At 64.6% G+C, this 26,061-nt stretch carries 30 protein-coding genes; 13 read left to right on the forward strand and 17 right to left on the reverse strand.

The features are described from left to right. Positions 1 to 45: 45 nt before the first annotated feature. Positions 46 to 630, forward strand: a complete 585-nt coding sequence (locus tag RB2654_RS16725) for a DUF1285 domain-containing protein (RefSeq protein ID WP_008334025.1) — start codon at positions 46 to 48, stop codon at positions 628 to 630. A 3-nt stretch (positions 631 to 633) separates the two neighbouring features. On the opposite strand, the gene RB2654_RS16730 is transcribed toward RB2654_RS16725, so the two are convergent. The 4 genes from RB2654_RS16730 to RB2654_RS16745 all read right to left on the reverse strand — a co-directional run bounded on the left by RB2654_RS16730 (position 634) and on the right by RB2654_RS16745 (position 3,291). Next, positions 634 to 1,338: a hypothetical protein gene (locus tag RB2654_RS16730; protein WP_040885147.1), complete on the reverse strand. Its 705-nt coding sequence runs from the start codon at positions 1,336 to 1,338 to the stop codon at positions 634 to 636. Between the two features lie 108 nt (positions 1,339 to 1,446). Further along, entirely contained in the window at positions 1,447 to 1,854 is a 408-nt protein-coding gene (locus tag RB2654_RS16735) for a hypothetical protein (RefSeq protein ID WP_008334029.1), read from the reverse strand. 356 nt (positions 1,855 to 2,210) lie between these two features. Then, positions 2,211 to 2,534, reverse strand: a complete 324-nt coding sequence (locus tag RB2654_RS16740; protein ID WP_008334031.1) for an ArsR/SmtB family transcription factor — start codon at positions 2,532 to 2,534, stop codon at positions 2,211 to 2,213. A 76-nt stretch (positions 2,535 to 2,610) separates the two neighbouring features. Continuing rightward, the gene (locus RB2654_RS16745; RefSeq protein WP_008334033.1) at positions 2,611 to 3,291 is read right to left on the reverse strand and encodes a HupA family protein; all 681 of its coding nucleotides are present in this window, start codon (positions 3,289 to 3,291) and stop codon (positions 2,611 to 2,613) included. 415 nt (positions 3,292 to 3,706) lie between these two features. Here RB2654_RS16745 and RB2654_RS16750 point away from each other — a divergent pair, with 415 nt between their 5' ends. The 5 genes from RB2654_RS16750 to RB2654_RS16770 all read left to right on the forward strand — a co-directional run bounded on the left by RB2654_RS16750 (position 3,707) and on the right by RB2654_RS16770 (position 6,310). Continuing rightward, entirely contained in the window at positions 3,707 to 4,054 is a 348-nt protein-coding gene (locus tag RB2654_RS16750; RefSeq protein WP_008334040.1) for an AtpZ/AtpI family protein, read from the forward strand. After that, the gene (locus tag RB2654_RS16755) at positions 4,026 to 4,805 is read left to right on the forward strand and encodes a F0F1 ATP synthase subunit A (protein WP_050771983.1); all 780 of its coding nucleotides are present in this window, start codon (positions 4,026 to 4,028) and stop codon (positions 4,803 to 4,805) included. Before RB2654_RS16750 ends, RB2654_RS16755 begins: the two co-directional genes overlap by 29 nt. 74 nt (positions 4,806 to 4,879) lie before the next feature. Beyond that, positions 4,880 to 5,116, forward strand: a complete 237-nt coding sequence (locus tag RB2654_RS16760; RefSeq protein WP_008334043.1) for a F0F1 ATP synthase subunit C — start codon at positions 4,880 to 4,882, stop codon at positions 5,114 to 5,116. Positions 5,117 to 5,196: 80 nt separating this feature from the next. Further along, the gene (locus RB2654_RS16765) at positions 5,197 to 5,748 is read left to right on the forward strand and encodes a F0F1 ATP synthase subunit B' (RefSeq protein WP_040885150.1); all 552 of its coding nucleotides are present in this window, start codon (positions 5,197 to 5,199) and stop codon (positions 5,746 to 5,748) included. Positions 5,749 to 5,752: 4 nt separating this feature from the next. Further along, entirely contained in the window at positions 5,753 to 6,310 is a 558-nt protein-coding gene (locus RB2654_RS16770; RefSeq protein WP_008334045.1) for a F0F1 ATP synthase subunit B, read from the forward strand. A 60-nt stretch (positions 6,311 to 6,370) separates the two neighbouring features. Here the strand turns inward: RB2654_RS16770 and RB2654_RS16775 are convergent, their stop codons facing one another. Genes RB2654_RS16775 through RB2654_RS16785 form a run of 3 tightly spaced genes read right to left on the reverse strand, consistent with a single transcriptional unit; the run spans position 6,371 to position 7,812 of the window. Beyond that, the gene (locus RB2654_RS16775; protein ID WP_008334046.1) at positions 6,371 to 6,697 is read right to left on the reverse strand and encodes a hypothetical protein; all 327 of its coding nucleotides are present in this window, start codon (positions 6,695 to 6,697) and stop codon (positions 6,371 to 6,373) included. Then, positions 6,697 to 7,398 (reverse strand): DUF599 domain-containing protein, encoded by a 702-nt coding sequence (locus tag RB2654_RS16780; protein ID WP_008334047.1) that lies wholly within the window; start codon positions 7,396 to 7,398, stop codon positions 6,697 to 6,699. The genes RB2654_RS16775 and RB2654_RS16780 overlap by 1 nt, the downstream gene beginning before the upstream one ends. Positions 7,399 to 7,401: 3 nt before the next feature. Beyond that, entirely contained in the window at positions 7,402 to 7,812 is a 411-nt protein-coding gene (locus RB2654_RS16785) for a CopD family protein (protein ID WP_008334049.1), read from the reverse strand. A gap of 101 nt (positions 7,813 to 7,913) precedes the next feature. On the opposite strand from RB2654_RS16785, the gene RB2654_RS16790 reads away from it, so the two are divergent. The 6 genes from RB2654_RS16790 (at position 7,914) to RB2654_RS16815 (ending at position 14,033) form a co-directional block, all read left to right on the forward strand. Beyond that, positions 7,914 to 9,344, forward strand: a complete 1,431-nt coding sequence (locus RB2654_RS16790; protein ID WP_008334052.1) for an FAD-linked oxidase C-terminal domain-containing protein — start codon at positions 7,914 to 7,916, stop codon at positions 9,342 to 9,344. An 84-nt stretch (positions 9,345 to 9,428) separates the two neighbouring features. Further along, complete coding sequence (locus RB2654_RS16795) at positions 9,429 to 10,553, forward strand: FAD-binding protein (protein ID WP_040885791.1); 1,125 nt, start codon at positions 9,429 to 9,431, stop codon at positions 10,551 to 10,553. Beyond that, entirely contained in the window at positions 10,554 to 11,840 is a 1,287-nt protein-coding gene (gene glcF / locus RB2654_RS16800; protein ID WP_008334061.1) for a glycolate oxidase subunit GlcF, read from the forward strand. It begins immediately after the preceding gene. An 84-nt stretch (positions 11,841 to 11,924) separates the two neighbouring features. Beyond that, positions 11,925 to 12,755, forward strand: coding sequence for a trypsin-like serine peptidase (locus RB2654_RS16805; protein WP_008334063.1), 831 nt, complete (start codon positions 11,925 to 11,927; stop codon positions 12,753 to 12,755). A gap of 138 nt (positions 12,756 to 12,893) precedes the next feature. Further along, positions 12,894 to 13,349 (forward strand): Hsp20 family protein, encoded by a 456-nt coding sequence (locus tag RB2654_RS16810; protein WP_040885152.1) that lies wholly within the window; start codon positions 12,894 to 12,896, stop codon positions 13,347 to 13,349. Between the two features lie 165 nt (positions 13,350 to 13,514). Further along, on the forward strand, positions 13,515 to 14,033 hold the full coding sequence (locus RB2654_RS16815; protein WP_040885155.1) for a globin domain-containing protein: 519 nt from the start codon (positions 13,515 to 13,517) through the stop codon (positions 14,031 to 14,033). 182 nt (positions 14,034 to 14,215) lie between these two features. On the opposite strand, the gene RB2654_RS16820 is transcribed toward RB2654_RS16815, so the two are convergent. From RB2654_RS16820 to RB2654_RS16865, 10 genes are all read right to left on the reverse strand, one after another. Then, entirely contained in the window at positions 14,216 to 15,694 is a 1,479-nt protein-coding gene (locus RB2654_RS16820; RefSeq protein WP_008334070.1) for an NAD-dependent succinate-semialdehyde dehydrogenase, read from the reverse strand. 87 nt (positions 15,695 to 15,781) lie between these two features. Further along, entirely contained in the window at positions 15,782 to 16,336 is a 555-nt protein-coding gene (locus RB2654_RS16825) for a hypothetical protein (RefSeq protein WP_008334072.1), read from the reverse strand. A 59-nt stretch (positions 16,337 to 16,395) separates the two neighbouring features. Continuing rightward, positions 16,396 to 17,388: a P1 family peptidase gene (locus RB2654_RS16830; protein ID WP_008334078.1), complete on the reverse strand. Its 993-nt coding sequence runs from the start codon at positions 17,386 to 17,388 to the stop codon at positions 16,396 to 16,398. A gap of 80 nt (positions 17,389 to 17,468) precedes the next feature. Next, complete coding sequence (locus tag RB2654_RS16835) at positions 17,469 to 18,209, reverse strand: glucose 1-dehydrogenase (protein WP_008334079.1); 741 nt, start codon at positions 18,207 to 18,209, stop codon at positions 17,469 to 17,471. A gap of 36 nt (positions 18,210 to 18,245) precedes the next feature. Next, complete coding sequence (locus tag RB2654_RS16840) at positions 18,246 to 19,403, reverse strand: winged helix-turn-helix domain-containing protein (protein WP_008334089.1); 1,158 nt, start codon at positions 19,401 to 19,403, stop codon at positions 18,246 to 18,248. A gap of 111 nt (positions 19,404 to 19,514) precedes the next feature. Next, a complete protein-coding gene (locus RB2654_RS16845; protein WP_008334090.1) occupies positions 19,515 to 20,966 on the reverse strand; it encodes an aldehyde dehydrogenase family protein in 1,452 nt (483 codons plus the stop codon). Then, the gene (locus tag RB2654_RS16850; protein ID WP_008334091.1) at positions 20,959 to 22,545 is read right to left on the reverse strand and encodes an ABC transporter ATP-binding protein; all 1,587 of its coding nucleotides are present in this window, start codon (positions 22,543 to 22,545) and stop codon (positions 20,959 to 20,961) included. The genes RB2654_RS16845 and RB2654_RS16850 overlap by 8 nt, the downstream gene beginning before the upstream one ends. Continuing rightward, positions 22,542 to 23,363 (reverse strand): ABC transporter permease, encoded by an 822-nt coding sequence (locus RB2654_RS16855; protein ID WP_008334093.1) that lies wholly within the window; start codon positions 23,361 to 23,363, stop codon positions 22,542 to 22,544. Before RB2654_RS16855 ends, RB2654_RS16850 begins: the two co-directional genes overlap by 4 nt. Beyond that, positions 23,360 to 24,307 (reverse strand): ABC transporter permease, encoded by a 948-nt coding sequence (locus RB2654_RS16860; RefSeq protein WP_008334094.1) that lies wholly within the window; start codon positions 24,305 to 24,307, stop codon positions 23,360 to 23,362. The genes RB2654_RS16855 and RB2654_RS16860 overlap by 4 nt, the downstream gene beginning before the upstream one ends. A gap of 232 nt (positions 24,308 to 24,539) precedes the next feature. Further along, positions 24,540 to 25,067 carry an SRPBCC family protein gene (locus RB2654_RS16865; RefSeq protein ID WP_008334095.1) on the reverse strand — a complete coding sequence of 176 codons (528 nt, stop codon included), beginning with the start codon at positions 25,065 to 25,067 and terminating at the stop codon, positions 24,540 to 24,542. Positions 25,068 to 25,359: 292 nt separating this feature from the next. Between RB2654_RS16865 and RB2654_RS16870 the strand changes: the two genes are divergently transcribed. Next, positions 25,360 to 26,037 carry a response regulator transcription factor gene (locus RB2654_RS16870; protein WP_008334096.1) on the forward strand — a complete coding sequence of 226 codons (678 nt, stop codon included), beginning with the start codon at positions 25,360 to 25,362 and terminating at the stop codon, positions 26,035 to 26,037. Positions 26,038 to 26,061 lie beyond the last annotated feature (24 nt).

A 26,061-nucleotide genomic window follows, 5' to 3' on the forward strand; every position in this document is an offset into this window, starting at 1 on the left:
GCCGGATGATACGTGTTGAGAGGGCCAAACAACCAAGGTGCACGGATGACAAAGACCACGATGACCGGACAAGTCGGAATCAGCGCCGAAAGCCTCGCCTCGTCCGCGAAGAAGGCAGCCAAGGGCGGCTTGCCGCCCGTGGACAAGTGGAATCCCGATTTCTGCGGCGATCTGGACATGCGCATCGCGCGGGACGGGACGTGGTTCTACCTTGGCACGCCCATCGGTCGGCATGAGCTGGTGAAACTGTTCTCGTCGATCCTTCGCAAGGACGGGGACGATTATTTCCTCGTGACGCCGGTCGAAAAGGTCGGGATCACCGTCGATGACGCGCCCTTCGTGGCGGTCGATTTCGCCCGCGAGGGCGACGCGCTGCGGTTCGTCACCAACGTCGAGGATGAGGTGCTGGCAGGCCCCGACCACCCGATCCGCGTGGTCCGCGACCCGGAAACCGGGGAGCCGTCGCCCTACGTCAACATCCGCCGCAACCTTGAAGCCCTGATCGACCGCAAGAGTTTCTACCGGCTCGTCGAGATCGGGGAACATGCCGACCATGACGGCGAAAGCTGGTTCGGCCTGCGTTCGCAAGGCGCGTTCTTCCCGATCATTCCAAGCGCGGAACTGCCCTGAGCCTTAGTCCCGCTTGGCGTATCCGTTCAGGTAAGCGTCGATCTTGTCACCGTTCAGGGTCATCTCGATGTTCCCGAAATTCGTGCCCGTGATCCTCACGCCGTCGGCGTCCGCGCCGGTCAGGAAGCCGTAGATCGGGGCGTCGATGTCGATGTCGGTATCGTCGCCGGTCAGGTTGCCCGAAAGCCGCGTGTTGATGTGCTGATCGGTGATCGTCGTCTCGGCGATCTCCAGCGCGCCGTTCAATATCGCCAATGCGTCGGCATTCGTCGCTTCGACGGCGGTGGTCTTCGCCTCTTCGGGCGTCAACGTGCGGTCGGTCAGAAGCGACTCGAACCCCGCGAATTTCGGGTCGTAGACCGGGATGCGCCCCGCGTTCTCCACCCGCCCGGAAATGGTGCCGCTCGACGCCGAGAACGCGGCTTCCAGCGTCATCGAGGCGAGCATCAGGTCGTGGTCCTTCGCGCCCGGTCGCGTCATGTCGAGGTACATTCCACCCGTGTAGGTGGCTGTCCCGCTGGTGGGCAAAGTCGCGGTCTGGTCGGATTCGTCGGTCGCCAGAATCGCGGCGGTGTAGGCGAAGGCAAAGGCTTCGATCCATCCTTCGTCGCTGCCGACGCCCGTCGTCGAGGCGATGGTGCATCCACACAGGGACAACGTGGAAACAGGCCAGACCAGATACGACCTGAAAGTCGTCAAGTAACGCATAACGAATCCCCTAAGTGTCCTAATCATTACATTGATGCACAGAACCCGCGATGCGGCCAGAAATACCCTGCATCCACGAACACGCTCATGTGGTGAAGATGGTTCGGGTCAGCGGGCGACCGCGATGCTCTCGAACCATCCGATCAGGGTTTCGCCGTTCCTCGTCGCGCCGAACGGACTCCCGATACTCGGATCGGGCGTGCGGCCATGCGTGTCGTTCACCGCGACCACCTCGCCTGAGTTTCCAAGGATGTTGCCCTGCAAGACCCCGTCAAAGGTCGTCTCGCCGCCCGCGCCATGTTCGACCGATCCCGAGGCGCTCGCGAAGAAAACACCGTTCTGCACGGATGTTTCGGCCAAGGTGATCTGGCCTGAGACCGCTTTCGCAGGCCGCAAGGCCGCGGTGATCCTTGCGCGTGCGGCCTCTGTGTCGACGCAATACCCACCGCACGACACGTTGCTGTCGACCGGGTCTTCGTAAACCCCAAGGTTTTCCAGCACGAGAAAATCGGACACCTCCCCTGAAATGCGCTTTCCCGTGGATGAGACGCCGCGTTGTAGGTCGCAAGCCCGACGTAAAGGTCTTTCGTGTTTCGGTTCGGATCGACCGCACTGACTTCGGCGATCCCTTCATACCGTGCCGTGCCGGAGGTGGGGACATTGGCCACTTGCTGATCGACCGTTGCGTAGAAGTAGGCGCGTTGGGCGTCGACCCAGACATCTGCGTGTCTGGACCCCATGCATCCAGTCAGTGTGGCCAGCACCCCCATCGACAGGAGCAGCCGAAATGAATTCATGGAAAAACCCTCAACAATCGTTCTGAGGGTGGCGTAACAATGCCGCCCGATCAAGCGCCGAACCGGCGTGCGCGATCAGTCCTTGAGCGTGGCTTCCAGAAACCGCTCGAAATCGTCGAGGTTAACCGGCTCGAACTGTCCGAACCCCTGCATCCAGACGCTCGCCGCCTTCAGCGCACCGGGTTCCAGCTTGCACCACGTGACCCGCCCGAGTTTTTCCTGACTGATGAGGCCGGCGGCGGTCAGGATGCGCAGATGCTTGGAAATCGCGGCCAGCGACATGTCGAAGGGTTCGGCCACGTCCGTCACCGCCATGTCGTCCTCGAGGAGCATGGTCAGGATCGCCCGTCGCGTGGGATCGGCCAGCGCGGCGAAGGTGAGGTCGAGCTTGTCATTCACGTTATGGGCGTAGGTCGCGCGGCGGCTTTGGTCAATGCACTTGGCGGGCGGGGGTGTTCCCCGCCCACCCTTGGGATCACTTTCGGGACAGCGACAAAAGGATACCGAACCGATCCTGACCGCCCTGGTCGAAGCTCAAGCCGTCGTCAGAACTCCCATAGACCGCCAAGTATTCGGCACCGTCGCCCATGAAAGCGCCGCTCGTCTGGCCTGACAGATCGGTCACGCGCGTTCCGCTCTTCAAAGTGCCGTCGGTCGCGAACGTCAAGAAAGATGGGTCGTATTCGCCGCGCGCGGTCAGGATAACTTCGCCGTCGATGACCGATGCGTTCTGCATAATGCTCTTCAACGCGCGTTCCTGTTCCGCCGTCGTATCGGCGCTGGCGTATGCGTTCAGCACCTGCTCCAGTTCCTGAACGCTCAGATCCTCGCGAACCACGAAATTCTCGAGCTTGCCGTCAATGTCGGCCTCGTACCCGGTGAACCGCGCTTCATAGGTCGATGTCCCCGCGAATAGATCCTGTCTCGTGGTCGCCTGATTGCCGACCGCGATCGTGGCCTGACCCTCGTATGTCGCCGTCCCCGAAACCGGCATGTCGTAAGTTGCGTCCGCGTAGAGCGCGCCTTCCGTCGCTTCGGACGCAGCATAGTAGGCATCGAGCCTTGCATCGCGCAGACCGGCGGCATCCGACGACATCTGACACCCGGCGAGCAGGATGATGGGCCCTATGAGGGCACCGTATTTTCCAAATTTCATTATTTTCCCCTTTTGGTTCCGACGTCAGGTCGGAGCCAGTACCGATACTAGGCGTCTTGATAGTAGGCAACTATTTAATTTTATTGGACAATTTCGTACAAGTGGGTCGCTTTCGAGTGAGTATCCTGAGCGGCGTAGCGACGAAATGCCGATTGGCCTGAGGCGCATCCGGTTGCGGGCCGGGACCGTCTTGAGCGGGTGCTGTCGAGCACGATCAACCAAAAGGTTGAATATGCCCGGACGCACCAAACGGTCCGCCTGCGCGGGGACGCGCGCGCCATTTCGGATTCTCGGTATTAGAAAAATTCAACCATTACAGATGCTTAACTCCATTTCCCGCGAACCGTTCCGGCGTTGACTCCTCACGTCCCACGGATTAGCAATCCGGCAACTCTTCGAAGGGGGCAAATCCGACTTGGCGAACCCGCTGGACGATCTTCCGAAAGACCGCCTGAAGGCGCTCGAGGACCGGATCGCTTCGCGAAAGCCGAAGGCCGAGGACTGCCCCCACCAGAAGAAGGACTATGCGATGGCGAACCTCGCCTGGCGCATGGTGATCGAATTGGTGGCCGGTCTGGGGATCGGTTTCGGGATGGGATACGGGTTGGATTACCTGTTCGGCACTTTGCCCCTGTTCCTCGTCATATTCACGCTGCTCGGGCTGGCAGCCGGCATCAAGACGATGCTGAACTCGGCCCGGGAGCTTGGGGAAAAACAAGCGGCCAAGGCCGCAGATGGTAAGGAAGACGCTCGTGGCGACTGAAGCACATGGTGAAGAAGGCGGCCTGGTATTCCACCCGCTGGACCAGTTCATCGTTAAACCGCTGTTCGGTGAGGCGGGTGACGCGGTTCATTGGTACACGATCACCAACGTGACCCTCTGGATGGCGCTGGCCGTCATCGCCATCGTCGCCCTGTTCGTCTTCGGCTCGCGCGGACGGGCCATCGTGCCGACCCGCACCCAGTCGATCGGCGAGATCCTTTACGGCTTCACCTACAAGATGGTCGAGGACGTGGCGGGCAAGGATGCGGTCAAGTTCTTCCCCTACATCATGACCCTGTTCATGTTCATCCTGTTCGCGAACTATCTTGGCCTTCTGCCGATGTCCTTCGCGACCACCTCGCATATCGCGGTGACCGCCGTGCTCGCGCTGGCCGTGTTCCTGACCGTGACCATCGTCGGTTTCGTCAAGAACGGCGCCAAGTTCCTCGGTCTCTTCTGGGTCTCGTCCGCGCCGCTCGCCCTGCGCCCGATCCTCGCGATCATCGAGCTGATCTCGTACTTCGTGCGCCCCGTCAGCCACTCCATTCGCCTGGGTGGCAACATCATGGCCGGCCATGCCGTCATGAAAGTGTTCGCGGGCTTCGCCGCCGTCGCGGCCATCTCGCCCTTCGCCGTGGTGTCGATCACCGCCATCTACGGGCTCGAAGTGCTCGTGGCCGGTGTTCAGGCCTACGTCTTCACGATCCTGACCTGCGTCTACCTGCACGACGCGCTGCACCCGTCGCACTAATCCAAGGACAACGGGTGCTCAGGCCCGCTTAACCCAAGAATATCAACTCGAATTCCATCGTAAGGAGAAACATCATGGAAGGCGATATCGCACAACTCGGTCAATTCATCGGCGCTGGTCTTGCTGGCATCGGTTCGGGCGCTGCCGCCATCGGCGTGGGCCACGTGGCTGGTAACTTCCTCGCCGGCGCTCTGCGCAACCCGTCGGCTGCCGGCGGCCAGACCGCCACGCTCTTCATCGGCATCGCCTTCGCGGAAGCTCTGGGGATCTTCTCGTTCCTCGTCGCGCTTCTGCTGATGTTCGCCGTCTGATCCTGCCGAACCATCCTTACGACCGGTGGGGTCGGCGCTAGCCGATCCCACCGAAGTATTCAGGGTTCCAGGAGGACACGATGGCAACTGAAACAGAAAACGGCGTAGCCGACGCGGCGCATGGCGCAGCCGAGGCCAGCGGTGCTGGTATGCCGCAGCTCGAGTTCTCGACCTTCGGGAACCAGATCTTCTGGCTCGTCGTCGCGCTCGTCATCATCTTCTTCGTGCTCTCCAAGATCGCGCTGCCGCGCATCGCGGGGGTACTGGCCGAACGTCAGGGCACGATCACCAACGACCTCGCCGCAGCCGAAGAGCTGAAGCAAAAGGCCGTTGACGCCGAAGAGGCGTACAAGAAAGCACTGGCCGACGCCCGTGCCGAGGCGAACAAGATCGTCGCCGACGCCAAGGCCGAAATCCAGTCGGACCTCGACGCCGCTCAGGCCAAGGCCGATGCGGAAATCGCCGCCAAGACCGCCGAGTCGGAGAAAGCCATCTCCGAAATCCGTGCGGGTGCGCTGGAAAGCGCGACCGAGGTGGCGAAGGACACGACCAAGGAAATCCTCGCCGCGATGGGCTTTTCGGCAGATGCCAAGACCGTCGATGCTGCGGTTTCCGAACGGATCAAGGGGTAAGGCCATGAAGAAACTTCTGACCCTTCTCCCCCTCGTCGCCGCCACGCCCGCGCTGGCCGCGACCGGCCCGTTCATCTCGCTCGGCAACACCGATTTCATCGTGCTGCTGGCGTTCATCCTGTTCGTTCTCGTGCTGGTCTACTTCAAAGTGCCCGGCATGATCGGCGGGATGCTCGACAAGCGGGCGGACACGATCAAGGCCGAACTCGAAGAAGCCCGCGCCCTGCGGGAAGAAGCGCAGACCATCCTCGCCTCCTATGAGCGCAAGCAGCAGGAAGTGAAGGATCAGGCCGCGCAGATCGTGGAACATGCCAAGACGGAAGCCGCCGAGGCTGCCGAACAGGCGAAGATCCAGATCGCCGAGTCGATCAAGCGTCGCCTTGCCGGTGCGGAAGAGCAGATCAAGTCGGCCGAAGCCGCCGCAATCAAGGAAATCCGCGACACCGCCATCGCCGCCGCCATCGGCGCGTCGAAAGAGGTGATCGCCAAGAAGATGACCGCGACCGAGGCGAACAAGCTGATCGACGCCTCGATCGGCGAGGTCGAAGCCAAGCTTCACTGAGCTTCACACACGATTATTTGGAAAACCCGGGCCATTCGCCCGGGTTTTTCGTTTTCGGGCCTAGCGTTCGACGGGCGCGCGCGTATCGCCCCAGCCATCCACAAGGCAGCGCGCCCGAATGGTCAGGGCGCCATCCGGCACCTCCGACAGCGTGAGGCTGCGGGTAAAGGGCTGCTCGTCCACATGGGGATGCACCAGTTCCCGGATGCCCAGCGAGGTGCCGTCCGGCCCGAACACCTCCCATGCATCGGCATAGTGATCCCAGCCTTCGTCCGGGTGGCTCAGGGTCACGTTGACCGTCGTCCCCTCAAGCCACGCGCGTTCGATCACCGGCACGTCGGCCAGCGCGGGCAGGGGGATGAGGGCAAGGATCAGCGCGGTTTTCATTATGGGTCCGGGGTCATCAGGGTCTTGCGGGAATTCGATGCGAACTCCCGCCGCCAGAGGACCACGAAGGTGATGACGGTTGCAATCAAGAGTGCGAGAGGTCCCAAAAGCCACGCCAGCGCGGCCATCGCGAAATAAACGGCTCTGAGACCCCGGTTGTAGCTGCGGGCCGCGTTGATGTTGATTTCGGCGGCCTTCTCGGCGCGCGGGTAGGCGTCGGGATCGTTGGGGTCGTTGGGCACGCTCGCCATGACGATGGCGTTGTAGCCGAACAGCCGGTGCGACCAGACGAAGGCCAGAAATCCGGCGGTCACGAAGAGCAGGACGAAGAGGATCTTGATCTCCCACACGATCTGTGGGGCTTGGGCGTCGATCAGATCTTCGGCCACATTTCCCAATCGCTCGGCATTGCCCAGAAGCGCGATGCCAGAGCCGATGGCGATCATGCAGGCCGAGGCGAAGAACGTCGTGCCCTGCCGAAGCGACGACAGCACCGAGGCATCGAAGATGCGCGGTTGGCGGGTCACGAACTGTTTCATCCAGTCATGACGATACTGGCGCATGACCCGGCCCATCGAGGGGCGGTGATCCGGCGAATGTTCGATCAGCCAGCGGATGCCGATCCAGGCCATGAGGAGTGACGCCACGGCCACGCCGTCGAGCCATGAAAACGCGGCGAGAACCTCGGCCACCGTTCCCATCGGTCAGAACGGCTTGGCCACGACGGCCCAGAGGATCGCGATGACGACGAGGACCGAGAGTTCGTTGAAGATGCGCAGGTACTTGTCCGACTGCTCGAACGATCCACGCTGCGCCTTGATGACGAGCCGTCCGGTCCAGACGTAGTGAACCGCGAGCAGGGCGACGAGGCCGAGTTTCAGCCAGACCCAGCCGGGAAACCCCTGATCCCATGCCATCCACAGCCCGGTGATCGCCGCGATCACGCCGAGCCCGGCGGAAAAGCGGTACAGGCGGAAGGTCAGGTCACCGATCGGCCCCTGTGCCGTGTGACGATCCCAGTCGCGCTTCCAGTAGATAATCGCGCGGGGGACGGCGAAAATCGACGTCATCCAGCCCATGACGCAAAGGATATGTATGATCTTGACCCAAGCCATGATGCGAGATGACCCGACATCCGATGCGAGCGCAAGGGCGATACACGGGTTTGCGTCGGTGCCGTGCGGGCCGTATTACGTTCGGGACAGGGAGGTGCGCCATGCAGATGCCAGAACCGCGCGAGGACATCCTCGCCCGAAAGGACCGGATCGTATCGCGCTTGCGCGAGGTGTTGCCCGCCGACGCCGTGATCGACGACGGGATCGAACTCAAGGCATATGAATGCGACGCCCTGTCGGCCTATCGCTGCCCGCCGATGTGCGCGGTCCTGCCCACCTCGACCGCCGAGGTGAGCGCGGTGATGAAAATCTGCCATGCCGAGGGCGTTCCGGTGGTCCCGCGTGGCTCCGGCACCTCGCTCGCCGGTGGGGCGCTGCCGACGGCGGACAGCGTGATCCTTGGGGTGGCGCGGCTGGCCGACGTGCTGGAGGTCGACTACGCCAATCGGTTCATCCGGGTCGAGGCCGGGCGCACCAACCTGTCGGTCACGGGCGCGGTGGAGGCGGACGGATTCTTCTATGCCCCCGATCCGTCAAGCCAGCTCGCCTGCGCGATTGCGGGCAATATCGCGATGAATTCCGGCGGGGCGCATTGCCTGAAATACGGGGTCACGACCAACAACCTGATGGGCGTCAAGATGGTCATGGCCGATGGTGAAGTGATCGAGATCGGCGGCGCGCATCTGGACGCGGGCGGGCTGGACCTTTTGGGTCTCGTCTGTGGCTCCGAGGGCCAGTTGGGCGTCGTGACCGAGGCGACGCTGCGTATTCTCGCCAAGCCGGAAGGGGCGCGGCCCGTGCTGATCGGTTTCGACTCGAATGTCGTCGCCGGGGCCTGCGTGTCGGACATCATCAAGACGGGCATCGTGCCGGTCGCCATCGAATTCATGGACCGCCCCTGTATCGAAGCGACCGAGGCCTTCACCGGCGCGGGATATCCCGATTGCGAGGCGCTGCTCATCATCGAAGTCGAAGGCAGCGAGGCCGAGATCGACGACCAGCTGTCCCGCATCATCGCCATCGCCGAACGCCACGACCCGGTGGAGGTGCGCCAGTCGGCTTCGCCCGAGCAGAGCGCGAAAATCTGGCTCGGGCGCAAGTCGGCCTTCGGCGCGATGGGGCAGATCAACGACTACATGTGCCTCGACGGGACGATTCCGGTCAGCGAATTGCCGCATGTGCTGGGCCGGATCGGGGAGTTGTCGGATCAATACGGGCTGAAGGTCGGTAACGTGTTTCACGCGGGCGACGGCAACATGCATCCGCTGATCCTCTACAATGCCAACACCCCCGGCGAGCTTGAGAAATGCGAGGCGATGGGCGCGGATATCCTGAAGCTCTGTGTCGAGGTTGGCGGCTGCCTGACCGGCGAGCACGGGGTGGGGATCGAAAAGCGCGACCTGATGGGGGTGCAATACACACCCGAAGATCTGGACATGCAGATGGCGGTCAAGGACGTGTTCGATCCGGGGTGGATTCTGAACCCGGCCAAGGTGTTTCCGCTCGACGTGAGCGCGGCGCGGCGCGGATAGATTTCGCCCGGGCTTGGGCCCGGTCGACCCGGTCGGGGGGCCAGCCCCCCGAACCCCCCGAGGTTTTTTGAAACAGAGAAGATGATGCGGATCGAGAGTGAGACGGACCTCGCGGAGGCGGTGAAGGGGGCGAACGGGCCGCTCCGGATCAAGGGTGGCGGCACGCACGACGTGGGCGCGCCGGTCGTCGGCGAGGTTCTGGAGGTCGGGATCGTTGGCGTGACGCTCTATGAACCGGGGGCGTTAACGCTGGTGGTCGGGGCCGGAACGCCGCTGGCAGAGATCGAGGCGCTTCTGGAGGACGAGGGGCAGAGGTTGGCGTTCGAGCCGATGGATCATCGGGTGCTCTTGGGCACGTCAGGCGTGCCGACCATCGGCGGGGCGGTCGCGGCGAACGTGTCAGGGCCGCGGCGCATCCAGTCGGGCGCGGCGCGCGATTTCACGCTCGGCGCGCGGTTCGTCGATGGCGCCGGGCGCGTCGTGAAGAACGGCGGGCGGGTGATGAAGAACGTCACCGGCTACGATCTGGTCAAGCTCATGGCCGGGTCGTGGGGCACGCTCGGGGTGTTGAGCGAAGTGAGCCTGAAGGTGCAGGCGCGGCCCGAAGTGCAAGCCTCGCTCGTGGCCGAGGGGCTTTCGCCCGCTCAGGCCGTGCGGAAACTGTCCGCCGCATTGGGATCGCCCTTCGACGTCACGGGGGCGGCGCATCTGGTGGGCGGGCGCACGCAGGTGCGGCTCGAAGGGCTGACGGGGGCGGTCGCTTACCGGACCAAAGCCTTGCAGGACGGACCGCTCGCCGGGTTCGAACTGGTCGAGGGGGCCGCGAGTGCGGCGCTCTGGGCCGAGGTGCGCGACGTGGCGCCCTTTGCCGGGACGGATGCGGCGGTGTGGAAAGTCAGCGTGAAGCCGGGGGATGCGCCGAGGCTTCTGGACGCTCTCGGCGCACGGGTGAGCGATGCGGTGCTGGACTGGGGCGGGGGGCTCATGTGGCTCGCCGTGCCGGACACGGGCGACTGCGGTGCCGAGGTGTTGCGGGGCGAGATCGCGAAGCTGGGCGGACATGCGACGCTGGTGCGCGCGCGTGCCGAGACACGGGCCGCCGTGCCGGTGTTCCAGCCGGAGCCTACGCCCATCGCGGCGCTGAACCGGCAGATCAAGGCGAAATTCGATCCGCGGGGCATTCTGAACCCCGGTTTGATGGGGGTGTAGTTGCAGACGTTTTTCTCGGATGAGCAACTGATCGACCCCGGCATCGCCCGGTCGAACGAAATCCTGCGCGCCTGTGTGCATTGCGGGTTCTGCACCGCGACATGTCCGACCTATCAGGTGCTTGGCGACGAGTTGGACAGCCCGCGGGGGCGCATCTATCTCATCAAGGATATGTTGGAGAGTGGGCGGCCCGCAGATGAGAAGACGGTCAAGCACATCGACCGGTGTCTGTCCTGTCTGGCCTGCATGACGACCTGCCCGTCTGGCGTGCACTACATGCATCTGGTGGATCATGCGCGGGCGCATATCGAGAAGACCTACAAACGCCCCCTGATGGACCGGTTACTGCGCTGGACGCTGGCGCGTATCCTGCCCTATCCGGGGCGGTTCCGGCTGGCGCTGCTGGGTGCCAAGATCGGCAAGCCGTTTCGCGGGCTGATCCCGGATGCGCGGTTGCTTGCGATGCTGGCGATGGCACCCAAGCAGATCCCGCCGGTGAGCCGGAATGACGATGCGCAAGTGTTTCCGGCGACGGGCCCGCGCCGGAAGCGGGTCGCGCTGATGACGGGCTGTGCGCAGCGGGCGCTTGATACGGACATTAACGACGCGACGATCCGGCTGCTTCGGCGTATGGGCTGCGACGTTGTGGTGGCCAAGGGGCAGGGGTGCTGCGGGGCGCTCACCCACCACATGGGCAAGGAGGCCGAGGCGCATGGGACGGCGGCCAAGAACATCCGCGCGTGGGTCGCCGAGATGGATGGCGAGGGGCTGGACGCGGTGGTCATCAATACGTCCGGCTGCGGGACGACCGTAAAGGATTACGGCCACATGTTCCGCACGACCGATATGGCGGCGGACGCGGCGCGGGTGTCTGCGATTGCGATGGACGTCTCGGAACTGCTCATGCAACTCGATCTGCCCGAGGGCACGCAAGACATGCGCGTGGCCTATCACGCGGCCTGTTCGCTTCAGCATGGCCAGCAGATCAAGACCTATCCCAAGGACCTGCTGAAACGCGCCGGGTTCGAGGTTGTTGAGCCTGCCGACAGTCACCTGTGCTGCGGCTCGGCGGGAACGTATAATCTGATGCAGCCGGAGATTTCCGCGCAACTCAAGGAGCGCAAAGTGCGCACGCTCATGGCCAAGGGGCCAGAGGTGATCGCGGCGGGCAACATCGGCTGCATGATCCAGATCGGGAGCGGCGCGGACGTGCCAGTGGTGCACACTGTCGAGCTTCTTGATTGGGCGACGGGCGGGCCGCGTCCGCGCAAGATGGCAACAGACTGAGGTGGGCCGCGCGCCGGGCCACATTTTCGCCCTAAACCCCCGGTAGCCCGAACCTCGACCCGAATTGCAGGCCGAGGTTCGCCCATGATCCGATTGTTCGCCGCCTTCATGGCGTTTTTCGCTGCGATGCCCGTGGCCGCGGACCCGTCCGAACTGCGCGCGCTGATGACGGCGAACGACAGCAAGGGGTGGGAAGCGGTCGGGCGGCTGAATATCGCGGGCGAGGCGTTCTGCTCCGGGGCGCTGATTTCGGAAACGCTGGTGCTGACGGCGGCGCACTGCGTCTACAACGCCGATACGGGCGAGCGGTATCCGGCGAACAGCATCGAATTTCTCGCAGGCTGGCGCAACGGGCGCGCGGTCGCCTATCGCAGCGTGCGGCGCTACGTCGTGAACGAAGCGTATGACTTCGCGGGTGAGGATAACACCCGGCGCGTGGCGAACGACATCGCGCTTCTGGAACTCGATCAGCCGATTCAGAAAACCAACGTGGCCCCCTTTGCCGTGGGCGACTGGCCGCGCAAGGGCGATGAGGTCGGTGTCGTGTCTTACGCCTTCGACCGGGCCGAGGCCCCGTCGATCCAGGAGACGTGCAAGGTGCTGGGTCGTCAGGGTGGATCGCTGGTGATGAACTGCGACGTGGATCACGGATCGTCCGGTGCGCCGATCTTCATGATCCAGTGGAACCGCCCGGTGGTGGTGTCGGTGGTGTCGGCCAAGGCAACGGCGGGTCGGCTTCCGGTGTCTCTGGGCACCAGCCTGGGCGACACGCTCGACACGCTGAAAGTGGCTCTCGCCAATTCGGACGGCATTTTCGTTCATGTCGCGGCCCCGACCGAGGGGGCCGCGCCGGTCGTTGTGCGCCGCGATACGGGCGCGGCGTCGACCGCCAAATTCCTGCGTCCGGGCGGCTGATCCGGAACCGTTCGCGCGGGTCTTGAAACCCCGAAAATCTTCCCCATCTGACTATCACGGGCGCCGATGACCGGGTCCGTATTCCCGCCTGTCCCCTTGGGAAGGCTCAACATTGTTATTGCTCAGATGAGGATGACCATGCGTACGATCGATATGCAGCCGCTCTACCGTGCCACCGTCGGTTTCGACCAGATTGCCGACCTGATGGACCGGGTATTCACCAACGACGTGAGCCGCGAGAGCTACCCCCCTTACAACATCGAAAAGACCGCCGACGACGGCTGGCGTATCTCGGTGGCCGTGGCCGGCTTCACCGATGAGGAGCTGGGCGTCGAGGTGAAGGAAAAGTCGCTCGTGATCTCGGCGAAAAAGGCCGAGGACGGCGAGCAGAAGACCTACCTCCATCGCGGCATCGCGACCCGCGCGTTCGAGCGCCGCTTCCATCTTGCCGACCACGTCCGCGTGACGGGCGCCGTGCATGAGAACGGCATGCTCCACGTCGATCTTGTGCGCGAAGTGCCGGAAGCACTGAAGCCGCGCCGGATCGAAATCGCGAAGGCGAACGACATCGAGGCGAAAGCCATCGAGGCCTGATCCCGGGCCACATCCAAAGGTGCAGACGCGCGGGTTTCGGCCCGCGCGTTTTTCTTTGCGTCGGGTTTGTTTCAAAAACGCCGCGTTCCGACGACGGTTAGTCACCCATCTTTAACGCGACCCCGGCCATACCCATCCTGCGTGACTATTTTGAGGAGTGGGGTAATGCCATTTGAAAACGCAGGTTTGATCCGGGCGTGCCTGAGCGATCTGTATTCGGTCCGGATCGAATTTTCCCGCCGGTTCTACGACCGGTTCTTTGAACAGGTGCCGGAAGCGCGTCGCCTGTTCGTCCACAATCAGGACAAGCAGGCGCTGATGCTGTATGCCGCCGTCGCGATGACCATGCGTGGTATGGAATCCGGTCGCGATCTGGATGGGGAGCTGATCGAGTTCGGCAAACGCCATGCGCGGCTGGGTGTGAAGCAGGATATGTTCCCGATCTTTGGCTCGACCTTTCTGGAAACGCTGATCGAATACCTGCCGCATCACGACCATCCCAAGATCGCGAAGGCGTGGTGGGGCGGTTTCACGGATATGTCCACGCCGATCATCGCCGGCATGATCGCCGAACAGGAGGAGATGATGGCGGACAAGAAGTTGTTCAGGAAAGAAGCCGAAGAATCCGCGGTCATCCGCCTTGGACGCCGGATGGAGGCGACGATGGACCTTCGGCTGCACTGAAACGAAACGAGCGGGGCAAAACCCCGCTCGGTCTCCATGGCCGCACCTACGACCGCGTCATGCGCGGGCCAATTCACCGAACGGGCCGCGCAGGCTTCAATTGAAGTGGCCCGCGTGCCGCCCCGACCAAAGCCGGGACGCCGCGCCCTTTGCGTCTCGGGTTCCCGGACCGCGCAGAAGCCTTAGACGGACATGCAGATGTATTTCAGTTCGAGGAAATCCTCGATCCCGTGCTTCGATCCTTCGCGGCCAAGCCCGGACTGCTTCACACCGCCGAACGGGGCGACCTCGGTCGAGATGATGCCTGTGTTCACCCCGACGATGCCGTATTCCAGCGCCTCGGCCACCTTGTAGACCCGGCTGAGATCGCGGGCGTAGAAATAGCTGGCGAGGCCGAAGATGGTATCGTTCGCCTTCTGGATCACATCGGCCTCGTCGGTGAAACGGAAGAGCGGGGCGAACGGCCCGAACGTCTCGTCGGTCGCGCATGCCATGTCCTGCGTCGCGTTCTTGACGATGGTCGGTTGATAGAACAGCCCACCCAGATCGTGCGGCGTGCCGCCGAGGATGATCTCACCGCCCTTGGCGACCGCGTCGTTCTGGTGCTCCTCCACCTTCTCGACCGCCTTCGATGTGATGAGGGGGCCGAGGTCGGTCTCCGGGTCCAGCCCGTCGCCCACCTTGAGTTTGGCGACGGCAGCCGCGAATTTTTCGGCGAAGGCGTCATAAACCCCGTCCTGCACGTAGATCCGGTTGGCGCAGACACAGGTCTGGCCGTTGTTTCTGAACTTGCAGGCGATGGCGCCCTGAACCGCTTCATCGAGGTCCGCGTCGTCGAACACGATGAAGGGCGCGTTGCCGCCCAGCTCCATCGAGCATTTCATGACCTGATCGGCGGCTTGGGCCAGAAGGATGCGCCCGACGCCCGTCGATCCGGTAAAGGTCAGCTTCCGCACGGTCGGGTTCTCGCAGAACTCCTTGCCGATGTCGGACGAGCGCGACGAGGTGACGACGCTGAACAGCCCCGCCGGAATGCCCGCACGTTCGGCCAGCACGGCGAGGGCGAGTGCGGACAGAGGCGTTTCACCCGCCGGTTTGGCCACGAAACCGCAGCCTGCGGCAAGCGCCGGGCCGCATTTCCGCGTAATCATGGCATTGGGGAAGTTCCACGGCGTGATCGAGCCGACGACGCCCACCGGCTGACGAATGACCATAAGGCGCTTGTCCGGCTGATGGCCGGGGATCGTCTCGCCATAGATGCGCTTGCCCTCTTCGGCGAACCACTCGATGAAGGACGCGCCATAGGCGATCTCGCCCTTGGCCTCGGTGATCGCCTTGCCCATCTCCGCCGACAGGATCGCGCCCAGATCCTCCTGGTTCTCCATCATCAGGTTGAACCATGTGCGCAGGATGTTCGCGCGTTCCTTCGCCGTCATCGCCCGCCATCCGGCTTGCGCCGCCTCAGCCGCCGCGATGGCGCGCGCGGTCTCGGCCCGGCCCAGATCGGGGACGGTGCAGATCACATCGCCCCGCGCGGGGTTCGTGACTTGGAATGTGGCGCCATCATCGGCGTCGATCCATTCCCCGGCGACATAGGCTTTGGTCGCCAGAAGCGAGGGGTCTTTCAGAAGTCCGGCCAGATCGGTGGTGTCGCGCGGCATGGCATCCTCCAGTGCTTAACGTGTTAATTGTATCGCTCTAAAGCGAAACGGGGCCTTTGGCAACGCAAGCCGATCCGGACGCGTAGCTCAACCCCCGAAGTCTTCGAGCGCCTCGAAGTCCATGGTTTCGAGGACGGAGAGTACGAGCTCCCGTTCGCCGCCCTCGGCCCGGATCAGAATGCGACCGTCGATCAGCCCGGTGATCTCGTCGTCGTCGACGATGAATTTCTCCCGCCCGATCCGCTCGACCTTCATCCCCAGAAGGGCCGCGTTCTGGAGCATCCCGCCGAATGCGGTGACCATCGGGTTGTCGACCATGATCGAGATCGAGAATTCGTCGGACCCGTTGGAATAGGTGCCCTCGGTCCCGACGCCGCCTCCCAGCATCGCCATTCCCGTGCCGACGTCCGTGTCGACCTCGACCGTATAGCCCGCGGGCGGCTCCGGCAGGAACTGCTCCAGCGCGGTCGTCTTCATCGCCCGCATCAACGACTTGGCGTAGTCCAGTTCCTCGATGGCATAGTCGATATCGCCCTCCTCATAGGCCTGAAGGGCCGAGGACAGGGTGTCGGTCACTTCATCGGCAAGAAGCGGGGTCGCGGCAAGGGAAAGGGCGGCGGCGAACGCGGCGATACGGGTCATGGTGTCCTCCGAATGACTGGCTGAAATCGCGAGGAGTGTCGGCGCATATCGGCGTCCGGTCAATCGCCGCCGAAACGCGCGGCCCAGGTGGGCATCACGTCGCCCGGTTGCGCGGAGGCGGTATAGACCGCCCGCGCAATGGCACGGGCAAGACAGGTGGCGGCCGCATGACCGATGTGCATCAAGTCGATGTCGGGACTTGCAAGCGCGCGCGCGCCGGTGGCGGCGGCGAAGACGAGGTCACCGTCATGCGGCGTGTGGCTCGGGTGGATCGCGCGCGCCATTCCGTCGTGGGCCGCCGTCGCCATGCGGGTGGCCTGCGCCTGTGTCAGGGCCGCGTCCGTGGCCACGATGGCGATGGTCGTTGCCGTTCGGGGGGTCAGCTTCGTGACTGGCGTTTCGCCCGGGTCGAAACCGGTGACAGGTCCGCGCGCCCCGAACTCACCGTCGAATTCCCAGGGGCTGGCCCAGAACTGGCCCTGTGGCCCCACGACACCGCCCACCGGGTTCGCCGCGACCAGCGCCCCGACCGTCACCCCGTTGTCCAGCACGAGCGAGGCAGACCCGAGCCCGCCTTTCAGGTCCGCCGTCAAGGCCCCGGTGCCCGCGCCTTCGCTGCCCAGAGAGAAGTCCTCGCGTGCGGCCTCATACGCTGCGCGCCCTAGCGCCTTGTAAGGGTTCTCGCCCCAATCCTTGTCTCCGCCATTGATGAGGTCGAACAGGATCGCGCCCGGAACGATCGGCACGTTCACCGGCCCGACGAAGAACCCGCGCCCTGCCGTGCGCAGCGCATCCGCCACGCCTGAAGCCGCATCCAGCCCGAAAGCAGAGCCACCCGATAGCACAAGCGCGTCGACCTCCTGCACCGTCTTGTCGGGGGCGAGCAGGTCTGTCTCCCGCGTGCCCGGCGCCCCGCCCATGACATGCACGCCCGCGACGAAGGGCGTGTCGCCCACCAGCACCGTCGACCCGGTCTTGATCGTGGCGTCGGAGGCGTTGCCGACCCTCAGGCCCGCCACGTCGGTAATCAGGTTTCGCGCTCCGGGTCGCATCGCCGCCCCTTCTCTGTTTCAAAAAACCTCACGGGGGTCCGGGGGTGTGAAACCCCCGGCCCGTGCCACGGGCGTTGCCCTCAGATACAGCGCCCGCCGTCCACTTCCATCGCGACCCCTGTGACCATGCTGGCCTCGTCCGAACACAGGAAGCAGGCGGCGTTGCCCATGTCTTCGGGCGTCGAAAAGCGGCCCAGCGGGATCGTGGACACGAACTTGGCGCGCATCTCGGGCGTATCCTCGCCCATGAACGACTTGAGGAGCGGGGTTTCACCGGCCACGGGGGCCAACGCGTTCACGCGGATGCCGAAGGGGGCCAGTTCCACCGCCATGGTCTTGGTCGCCGTGATCATCCAGCCTTTCGAGGCGTTGTACCAGTTCAGGTTCGGGCGCGGGCTGAGACCTGCGGTCGAGGCGATGTTGAGGATCGCGCCCTTGCCCGCCGCCTTCATGTCGGGGACGAAAGCGCGGGCCATGAGGTAGACCGATTTCGCGTTCACCGTGAGCACGCGGTCGAATTCGTCCTCGGTGACCTCTTCCATCGGTTTCGGAAGATGGGTGACGCCCGCGTTGTTCACGAGGATGTCGATATCCCCCAGCGCCGCTTTCACGTCCCGCGCGAAGGCTTCGACCGACGCGGCTTTGCCCACGTCCACGGACAGGGCGACCCCGCCCACTTCTTCCGCGATCGTCTGCGCGGCGTCGAGGTTGATATCTGCCACGCAGACCTTCGCGCCTTCGGCTGCGAATTTGCGCACGATGCCCGCGCCGAAGCCCGAACCGCCGCCGGTCACGATCGCTGTCTTGTCTTGAAGCCGCATGGTCCTCTCCCAATTTTGCCGCGAGACTGACGCAGGTCAGGGGCGGGGGCAAGTCCACGTGACGCCTGCCTGGCCGCCGAACCGCGCGAAGCGGTCGAGCTCCGCGTCGAGCCGTGCGGTGCGCCCTGCGCCCCAGCGCACACTAGGCTCGGGCCAGAAGCCCGTGACGGTAAGCATGCCCGAGGCCTTGTCCGCCTTCACCTCCGTCCGCCCGACGAACCGGTCGCCTTCGAGCAGGGGATAGACGTAGTATCCGTAGACACGTTTGGCCTGCGGCACGAACATCTCGTTTCGGTAGTGAAAGCCGAACAGACGTTCGGTACGGGCGCGGTCGCGAAACGCGGGGTCGAACGGGTTCACGATACGGATGCGGGTGGTCGGGTCGGCCAGATCGGGCAGGCGGGCGAGGTGCTCGGGATGCGCAAAGGATCGGGCCACCGTGCCGTCCGCCGCCTCGACCTCGACCGGGACGAGGTCGGCGCGCTCGGTCCAGTCACGAGCCTCGGCGGGGCCTGTCGCATCCCAGTAGCGGTTGAGTTCGCTTGCGTTGGCCAGCCCGAGCCGCGCCATGGCCGCGTCATGCAATGCGCCGGCCTGTTCGGCCTCGCTCCGCCCGTGGTCGATCCCGCCCAAGACGCGGTCGCCCAGATCGTAGAACTTGACGAAATTTTCCCGGTGGCAGGTGGCGAGGTCGCCCGCATACCACATCTGGTCCAGCGCCTTTTTGTGCGGCGGGCGCGCCCACATTTCCCGGCTTTCGACCTTGGTGTCGAAGGCATGGGTGGACAGGGCCCCCTCCTCGGCGATGCGGGCGCGGATCGCGTCGATCTCGCCACGTGCGAGTCCTGACTGATACCACGCGCCGCGCGCGGCCTTCGCGCCGAGCCTGCGAAACTGGCGGTGCCAGTCAGGCAACACCTCGCGCGGAATGAGCGAGGCGTCGTGGGTGAAATGTTCGAACAGCTCTCGCCGTGCCAGATGTCGCCAGACCCGGCCTTCGCGATAGGTGTGGGCGCGGCTCCAGAGGATGTGGTCATGGGCGCGGACCACGTTTCGGATCGTGTCGATCTGGAGAAAGCCAAGGTCGCGGATGATCGCCATCACGTCCGGCGCCCGTGTCGGCGCGTCGAGCAGGCCGTGGGCCGCGAGCCAGAGGCGGCGGGCGTCGCGGTTCGTCAGGCGTGTTGCGATCACGGGGCTTTCGCCTTCTGGCGCGGGCGATCCTTTGGAGCAGGTGCTGTCTGCCCCAAATCCCCACCGGCGTAATCGTGGACCGATAAAGAGCCGCGGGGCGTGTGCAGAGTATCAGCCATGTTTCGCGGCGACGGTCTTGAGCGTCGAGAAGCCGTAAAGCGCCTCGAACCCCTTTTCGCGGCCATGGCCGGACTTGCCGGTGCCGCCGAAGGGCAGTTCGACGCCGCCGCCCGCGCCGTAGTTGTTGATAAAGACCTGACCGGCGCGGATTTTCTTGGCCATACGCATCTGGCGGGCACCGTTCTCGGTCCAGACGCTCGCGACGAGGCCGTAATCGGTGCCGTTGGCGATGGCGATGGCCTCTTCTTCGGTCTCGAATGGGATCGCGACCTGAACCGGGCCGAAGATTTCCTCCTGCGCCAGCGGGTGATCCGGGGGCACGTCGGCAAAGAGCGTGGCGGGGACATAGTGGCCCCCCTCCGGCGCGCCTTCGGCGATGGAGCCCATGCCGGCCACGCGCAGGTCGCGGCCTTTTTCCAGATAGCCCGTCACGATGTCTTTCTGCTTGGCCGAGATCAGCGGGCCGAGGTTCGCATCGGTGCGCGCGGGGGCCGAGATCATCGCGTCGTATCGTGCCGCCATCGCCTCGATTAACTCTTCGTAGATCGGGCGCTGGATCAGGACGCGGGACGAGGCCGAGCAGGTCTGGCCTGCGTTCTGGATGCAGGCGCCGACGAGGAAGGGGATGGCTGCCTCGAGATCGGCATCCGCAAAGACGATCTGTGGCGACTTGCCGCCGAGTTCGAGCGTGACCGGGACCACGTTCCGGGCCGCCGAGGCCTGCACGAGCGACCCGACGCCCACGGAGCCGGTGAAGCTGATGTGGTGCACGCCGGGGTGGGAGGTGAGCGCCGCGCCCGCCTCTTCCCCCAGTCCCGGCACCACGTTCAGCGCGCCGGGGGGCAGCCCCGCCTCTTCGGCCAGCGCCACGAAGGCCAGCGCGGTGAGGCAGGCTTCTTCGGCGGGTTTCAGGACACATGCGTTGCCCATGGCGAGCGCCGCACCGACCGAGCGGCCGATGATCTGCATCGGGTAGTTCCACGGGATGATGTGTCCGGTCACGCCGTGCGGTTCGCGCAAGGTATAGACGGTGTAGCCGTCGAGATAGGGGATCGTCTCGCCATGCACCTTGTCGGCGGCGCCCGCGTAGAATTCCATGTAGCGGGCAAGCGCGATGGCGTCGTTGCGCGCCTGCGTAAGCGGTTTGCCCACGTCGGTCGCCTCGATGATCGCAAGGTCGTCGATCCTGCGTTCGACGAGGCGCCCGATTTCGGCAAGGATGCGACCGCGTTCCAGCGCACTCATCCGGCCCCAGTCGCCATCCAGTGCGGCTTGCGCGGCGGTGACGGCGGCGTCGATGTCTTCGGCGGTGCCGCGCGCGATGGAGCCGATGACCTCGCCCGTCGAGGGGTCTTCGAGGTCGAGCTGTGCGCCGCCGAAGGGCGCGCGCCATTCGCCGCCGATATGCACCTGCGTCGCGTCGTACCAGAGATGATCACGCATGTTTTGCCTCCTGCCAGTCTTCGGGGATGCGCGGGGTCGCGGCGATGAGTTGCCGCGTATAGGGGTGCCGGGGCGCGTTGAACACGGTTTGTGTTTCGCCCGCCTCGACGATCTCGCCCGCCTTCATCACCATCACCCGGTCGGTGACCGCGCGCACGACGGACAGGTCATGGGAGATGAAGATATAGGCCAGCCGATGCTCGGCCTGAAGCCGCGCGATGAGGTCGAGGATCTGGGCGCGGATCGACACGTCGAGCGCCGAGACCGCCTCGTCCAGCACGATCAGTTCGGGGCGCGTGATGAGCGCGCGCGCGATGGCGATGCGCTGACGCTGGCCGCCGGAGAATTCGTGAATGTAACGGCCCATCGCATCGGCGGGGAGGCCCACGTCCCTGAGCACCTCGGCCACCCGTTCGCGCCGGTCGGCGGGCGGCGTGGGCATGAGGTGGAAGGGTTCGGCCACCAGACGTTCGACCCGCCAGCGCGGGTTGAAAGAGGCGTAGGGGTCTTGGAACACGACCTGAATGCCGGAGCGCAGGGCGTTCGGGAAATCCGGGCCGATCCGTTTGCCGAAGGCGTCGATCGTGCCGCCCTGAACCGGGTCGAGGCCCAGAATGGCGCGGGTGAGCGTGGATTTGCCGCAGCCGGATTCACCCACGAGGCCAAGGCTTTCGCCCGCGTGCAGCTTGAACGACACCTCGTTCACGGCGCGGAAAGGGTCCGAGCGGCCGAACAGACCGCGCCGCCTGCCGGGATATTCGCACACCACGCCCGCGAGGTCGAGGATCACGTCGTCCGGAGGCAGGGGGCTGCGCTGGGGCTGGTGCGATGTCGCGGCGAACAGGCGCTTTGTGTAGTCATGCCGCATCCCGCGAAAGAGCGGTTCGGTCGCGTCCGCTTCGACGATCTCGCCCTCTTTCATCACCGCGACCTGATCGGCCATGCCCGCGACCACGGCAAGGTCGTGGGTGATGAGGAGCAGCGACATGCCGCTCTCATCCACCAGTTCGTTCAACAGGTCGAGGATCTGCGCCTGCGTGGTGACGTCGAGCGCGGTCGTCGGTTCGTCGGCGATGAGAAGCTCGGGCGAAAGCGCGATGGCCATTGCGATGGCGACGCGCTGGCGCTGACCGCCGGACAGTTCGTGCGGGAAGCGCGACAGCGGGAAGCGGTCAGGGGGCAGGCCCACGCGGGTCAGTTTTTCGGCGGCGATGCGATGGGCCTCGGCGCGCGAGGTCTTGCCGTGGATGAGCAGGGTCTCGGCCACCTGATCGCCGATGGTCTTGACCGGGTTCAGCGCCGTCATCGGCTCCTGAAAGATCATGCCGATCCGGTTGCCCCGGATGCGGTTCAGTTGTTTCTCGCCCGCGTCGAGCAGGTTCCGGTCGTCCAGCATGACCCGCCCGGTGACCTCGGCGCTCCGGGGTTGAAGGCCCATGACGGTGAAGGCGGTCATGGACTTGCCCGAGCCGCTTTCGCCCACGAGCGCGGTCACCTTGCCCGGTGCGATGTCGAACGACACATGGCGCAGGATCGACGCCTCGCCGATGGTAAGGGACAGATCTTCGACCCGGATCATGCGCGGCCTCGTCTCAGCCGCGGATCGGTCAGGTCGCGCAGACCGTCGCCCATGAGGTTGAGGCCCAGCACCATCGCGACGATGGCAAGACCGGGCCAGAGGGCGAGGCGCGGGGCTGTGTAGATCATCGTCTGCGCCTCCGACAGCATCCGGCCCCAGCTTGGCGTGGGTGGCTGCGCGCCGAGGCCGATGTAGCTGAGGGCCGCTTCCGCAAGAATGCCCAGCGAGAACTGGATCGTGCCCTGGACGATCAGCAGGTTCAAGATGTTGGGCAGGATATGCTCGGCGCTGATCCTGAGCCGCCCCTTACCGGCCACGCGGGCCGCGAGGATGTAGTCGAGGGTCCAGAGGCTGAGTGCGCCGCCGCGCGTGACACGGGCGAAAACGGGGATGTTGAAAATGCCGATGGCGAGGATCGCGTTCACGGCGGACGGGCCGAAGACGGCGGTAATCAGGATCGCGATGACGAGCGAAGGGAACGCGAAGACGAGGTCGTTGCCGCGCATGATGATCTCGTCGATCAGCGATCCCCGATTGGCGGCGGCGGCGAGACCCAGCGGCACGCCGATGACGATCCCGATGCCGACGGCCACGATGGCGACCGCGATGGAGGTGCGCGCGCCGACCATGAGCATGGACAGCGTGTCGCGCCCGAAATGATCGGTGCCGAGCCAGTAGGTCGCGCTCGGGGCCTGCATCTTGTCCGCGATGTTCAGCGCGGCGACGTCGTGAGGTGTCCAGACGAAGGACAGGAGCGCGACCAGCACGAAGAAGGCCGACAGGATCACGCCGAAAATGAGCGTTGCGGGCACCTTCATCGTGGCTTCCTCAGCCGCGGATCGACGGCGGCATAGGCGATGTCGACGAGGAAGGTGACGAGGATCACCGCGAAGACCAGCAGCATGACGAGGCTTTCGACCACGACGAGGTCGCGCTGGGTGATGCCTTGGAAGATCAGGCGACCGAGGCCGGGCAGGTAAAACACGTTCTCGATGATGATCGCGCCCGCGAGCAGGAACGAGAACTGAAGCCCGATGATGGTGAGCACCGGAATGAGCGCGTTCCTGAGCGCGTGGCGGGTGGTGGCCTGTCCCCGGCTCAGGCCCTTGGCGCGGGCGGTGCGGATATAGTCCTGCCCGAGCGTTTCGATCAGCGCCGAGCGCATGACGCGGGCGAGGATCGAGGCTTGCGGCAGGGCAAGGGCCACGGCGGGCAGGGTCAGTGCCTTCAGTCCGGGCCATAGGCCTGCGTCCCAGCCCGGAAAGCCCCCCGCGTTGAACCACCTGAGCGTCACGGCGAAGATGAAGACGAGGATCATCGCGAACCAGAAATTCGGCACGGCGATGCCGAGTTGGGTGGCCCCCATGATCCCGTAATCCGCCACCGAACCGCGGGTGGAAGCCGCGATCAGACCCACGGGAATCGCGATGATCGTGGAGAGAACCAAGGCGTAGAGCGCAAGCGGCACCGAGACGTTCAGGCGCTGGGCGACGAGTTCCGACACCGGCACCTTGTAGGTATAGGACGTTCCGAAATCGCCGGTGAGCATCCCGCCCATCCAGCTGATGTAGCGTTCCGGGATCGAGCCGTTCAGGCCAAGCTGATCGCGCAGCGCCTCGACCGCTTCGGGGCTTGCATTCATGCCGAGCATATAGGCCGCCGGATCGCCCGGAATGACCTCGATCACGGCGAAGATCACCACTGACGCCACGACAAGCGACAGGGCGAGGGACAGGGCACGGGTAAGGGCGAACCGCAGCATGGGGGGAGCCTATGCCGGGGCGTGGGGAGGGGAAAGGGGGATTGCGGCCCGGAGGCATGGCCAAGGCCCGACCCGTCCCGATCGGGCGCCGGGGCCGGTCAGCGGTTCGCGAAAGGGGCGGGCCGACAAGCGGCCCGCGCTCTGGGAGCCTTGGGGTCCGGTTCCCGGACTCGAAGGCGGAATGAGGGGCGCTGCCCCTCAAACTCCCCGAGGTTTCCGGAAACGAAGAAGATCAGGATTTCGAGAATCGGCGCTTCAGCCAGCCTTTCTTGTCGTCCGGCGTGTCGCCCGCGCCCTCGAGTTCGGTTTCGGCTTCGGCCGGTCCTTCGACCACCTCCTGAAACCGCGTGAAGAACTGGTCGGTCATTTTCTTGGCGAAACCGTCGATGATGCGGCTTCCCAACTGGGCGAGCTTGCCGCCGACCTTCGCTTCGACTTCGTAGGTCAGCCGCGTGCCGCCCTCGATCTCGTCCAGCCTGACCCTGGCACCGCCCTTGGCGAACCCGGCGGCACCGCCCTTGCCCTCGCCCATCAGCGTGAGGGCTTCCGGCTGCGTCATGTCCGATAGCGTGACCTGGCCTTTGAAGGTCGCTTTGACCGGACCGACCTTCTGCACGACGACCGCCTCGAAGCCGTCCTCGACCGAGCCCGACATTTCCTGACACCCCGGCACGCAGTCTTTCAGGACATCCGGGTCGAGCAGGGCGTTCCAGACGGTCTGGCGGTCGGCGGCGATGTCACGGGAATCAGTGAGTTCCATTGTCTTGTCCTGTCCTCTGGCCCGTCGGATTGGACCGGTCGGGGTGTCTGCGGTGCGAAGGGGGCGCGCGAGGCATCTGTGGGCCTTTGCCGGCAAGCTCGGTCGTCGCGCGCCCTCAATCATCGGGTCCGGTGATACGCGGCGCGGCGCGGTCCGACTATGCGACCTTCGTTCAAGTGGCCCGCGCGCGCCTTATTCGACCTTTGGCGCATATTTCGACCCCTTTCCGATTTGTTAGGGTAAGATGGACAGACCAGCGCGCGCCTTGCGCCCCAGACGGGACCGAAACCTTATGGACATCACCTCCGCCCTCATCGTCGACGACCATCCGCTGTTCTGCGATGCGCTCGCCATGACGTTGCAGGCGGTCGGCGGGATCAGGAGCGTCACCACGGCGGGGAGCCTGACGGCCGCGATGGCCGAGGTCGAAGGTGGCGCATCGGTCGATCTGATCGTGCTCGACCTCAATCTGCCCGATGTCGACGGGCTCGACGGGTTGATCCGTCTGAGAAAGGCGGCGGGCGTTCCCGTGCTGGTCGTGTCGTCGATGGCGGACAACCGGATGATTTCCGCGGTGACCGAAAGCGGCGCGTCGGGATTCGTTCCGAAGCATAGCCCGCGCGATGTCTTTCGTGCGGCCATCGACACGATCCGGGCCGACGGCCAATACCTTCCCGATGGTTACGTCACGCCGCAGAAAACCGAGGAGAGCGGCCCGCGCCGGGGCGACGACGCCGCCACGCGCATCGCCACGCTTACCAATCAGCAGGCACGCATCCTGCAACTCATCTGCGAGGGCAAGCTGAACAAACAGATCGCTTATGATCTGTCCATCGCCGAGACGACGGTGAAGGCGCATGTCACGGCGATCATGCGAAAACTTGGCGTGCAGAGCCGAACGCAGGCGGTTCTGATCGCCAAGGAGACGAGCTTTGCGAGCGTCTTGCAGGGGGCGGCGCGTCCGGCATAGGCTCGCCTCCGGGGGGAAATGAGG

Source organism: Maritimibacter alkaliphilus HTCC2654, assembly GCF_000152805.1.
GTDB lineage: Bacteria > Pseudomonadota > Alphaproteobacteria > Rhodobacterales > Rhodobacteraceae > Maritimibacter > Maritimibacter alkaliphilus.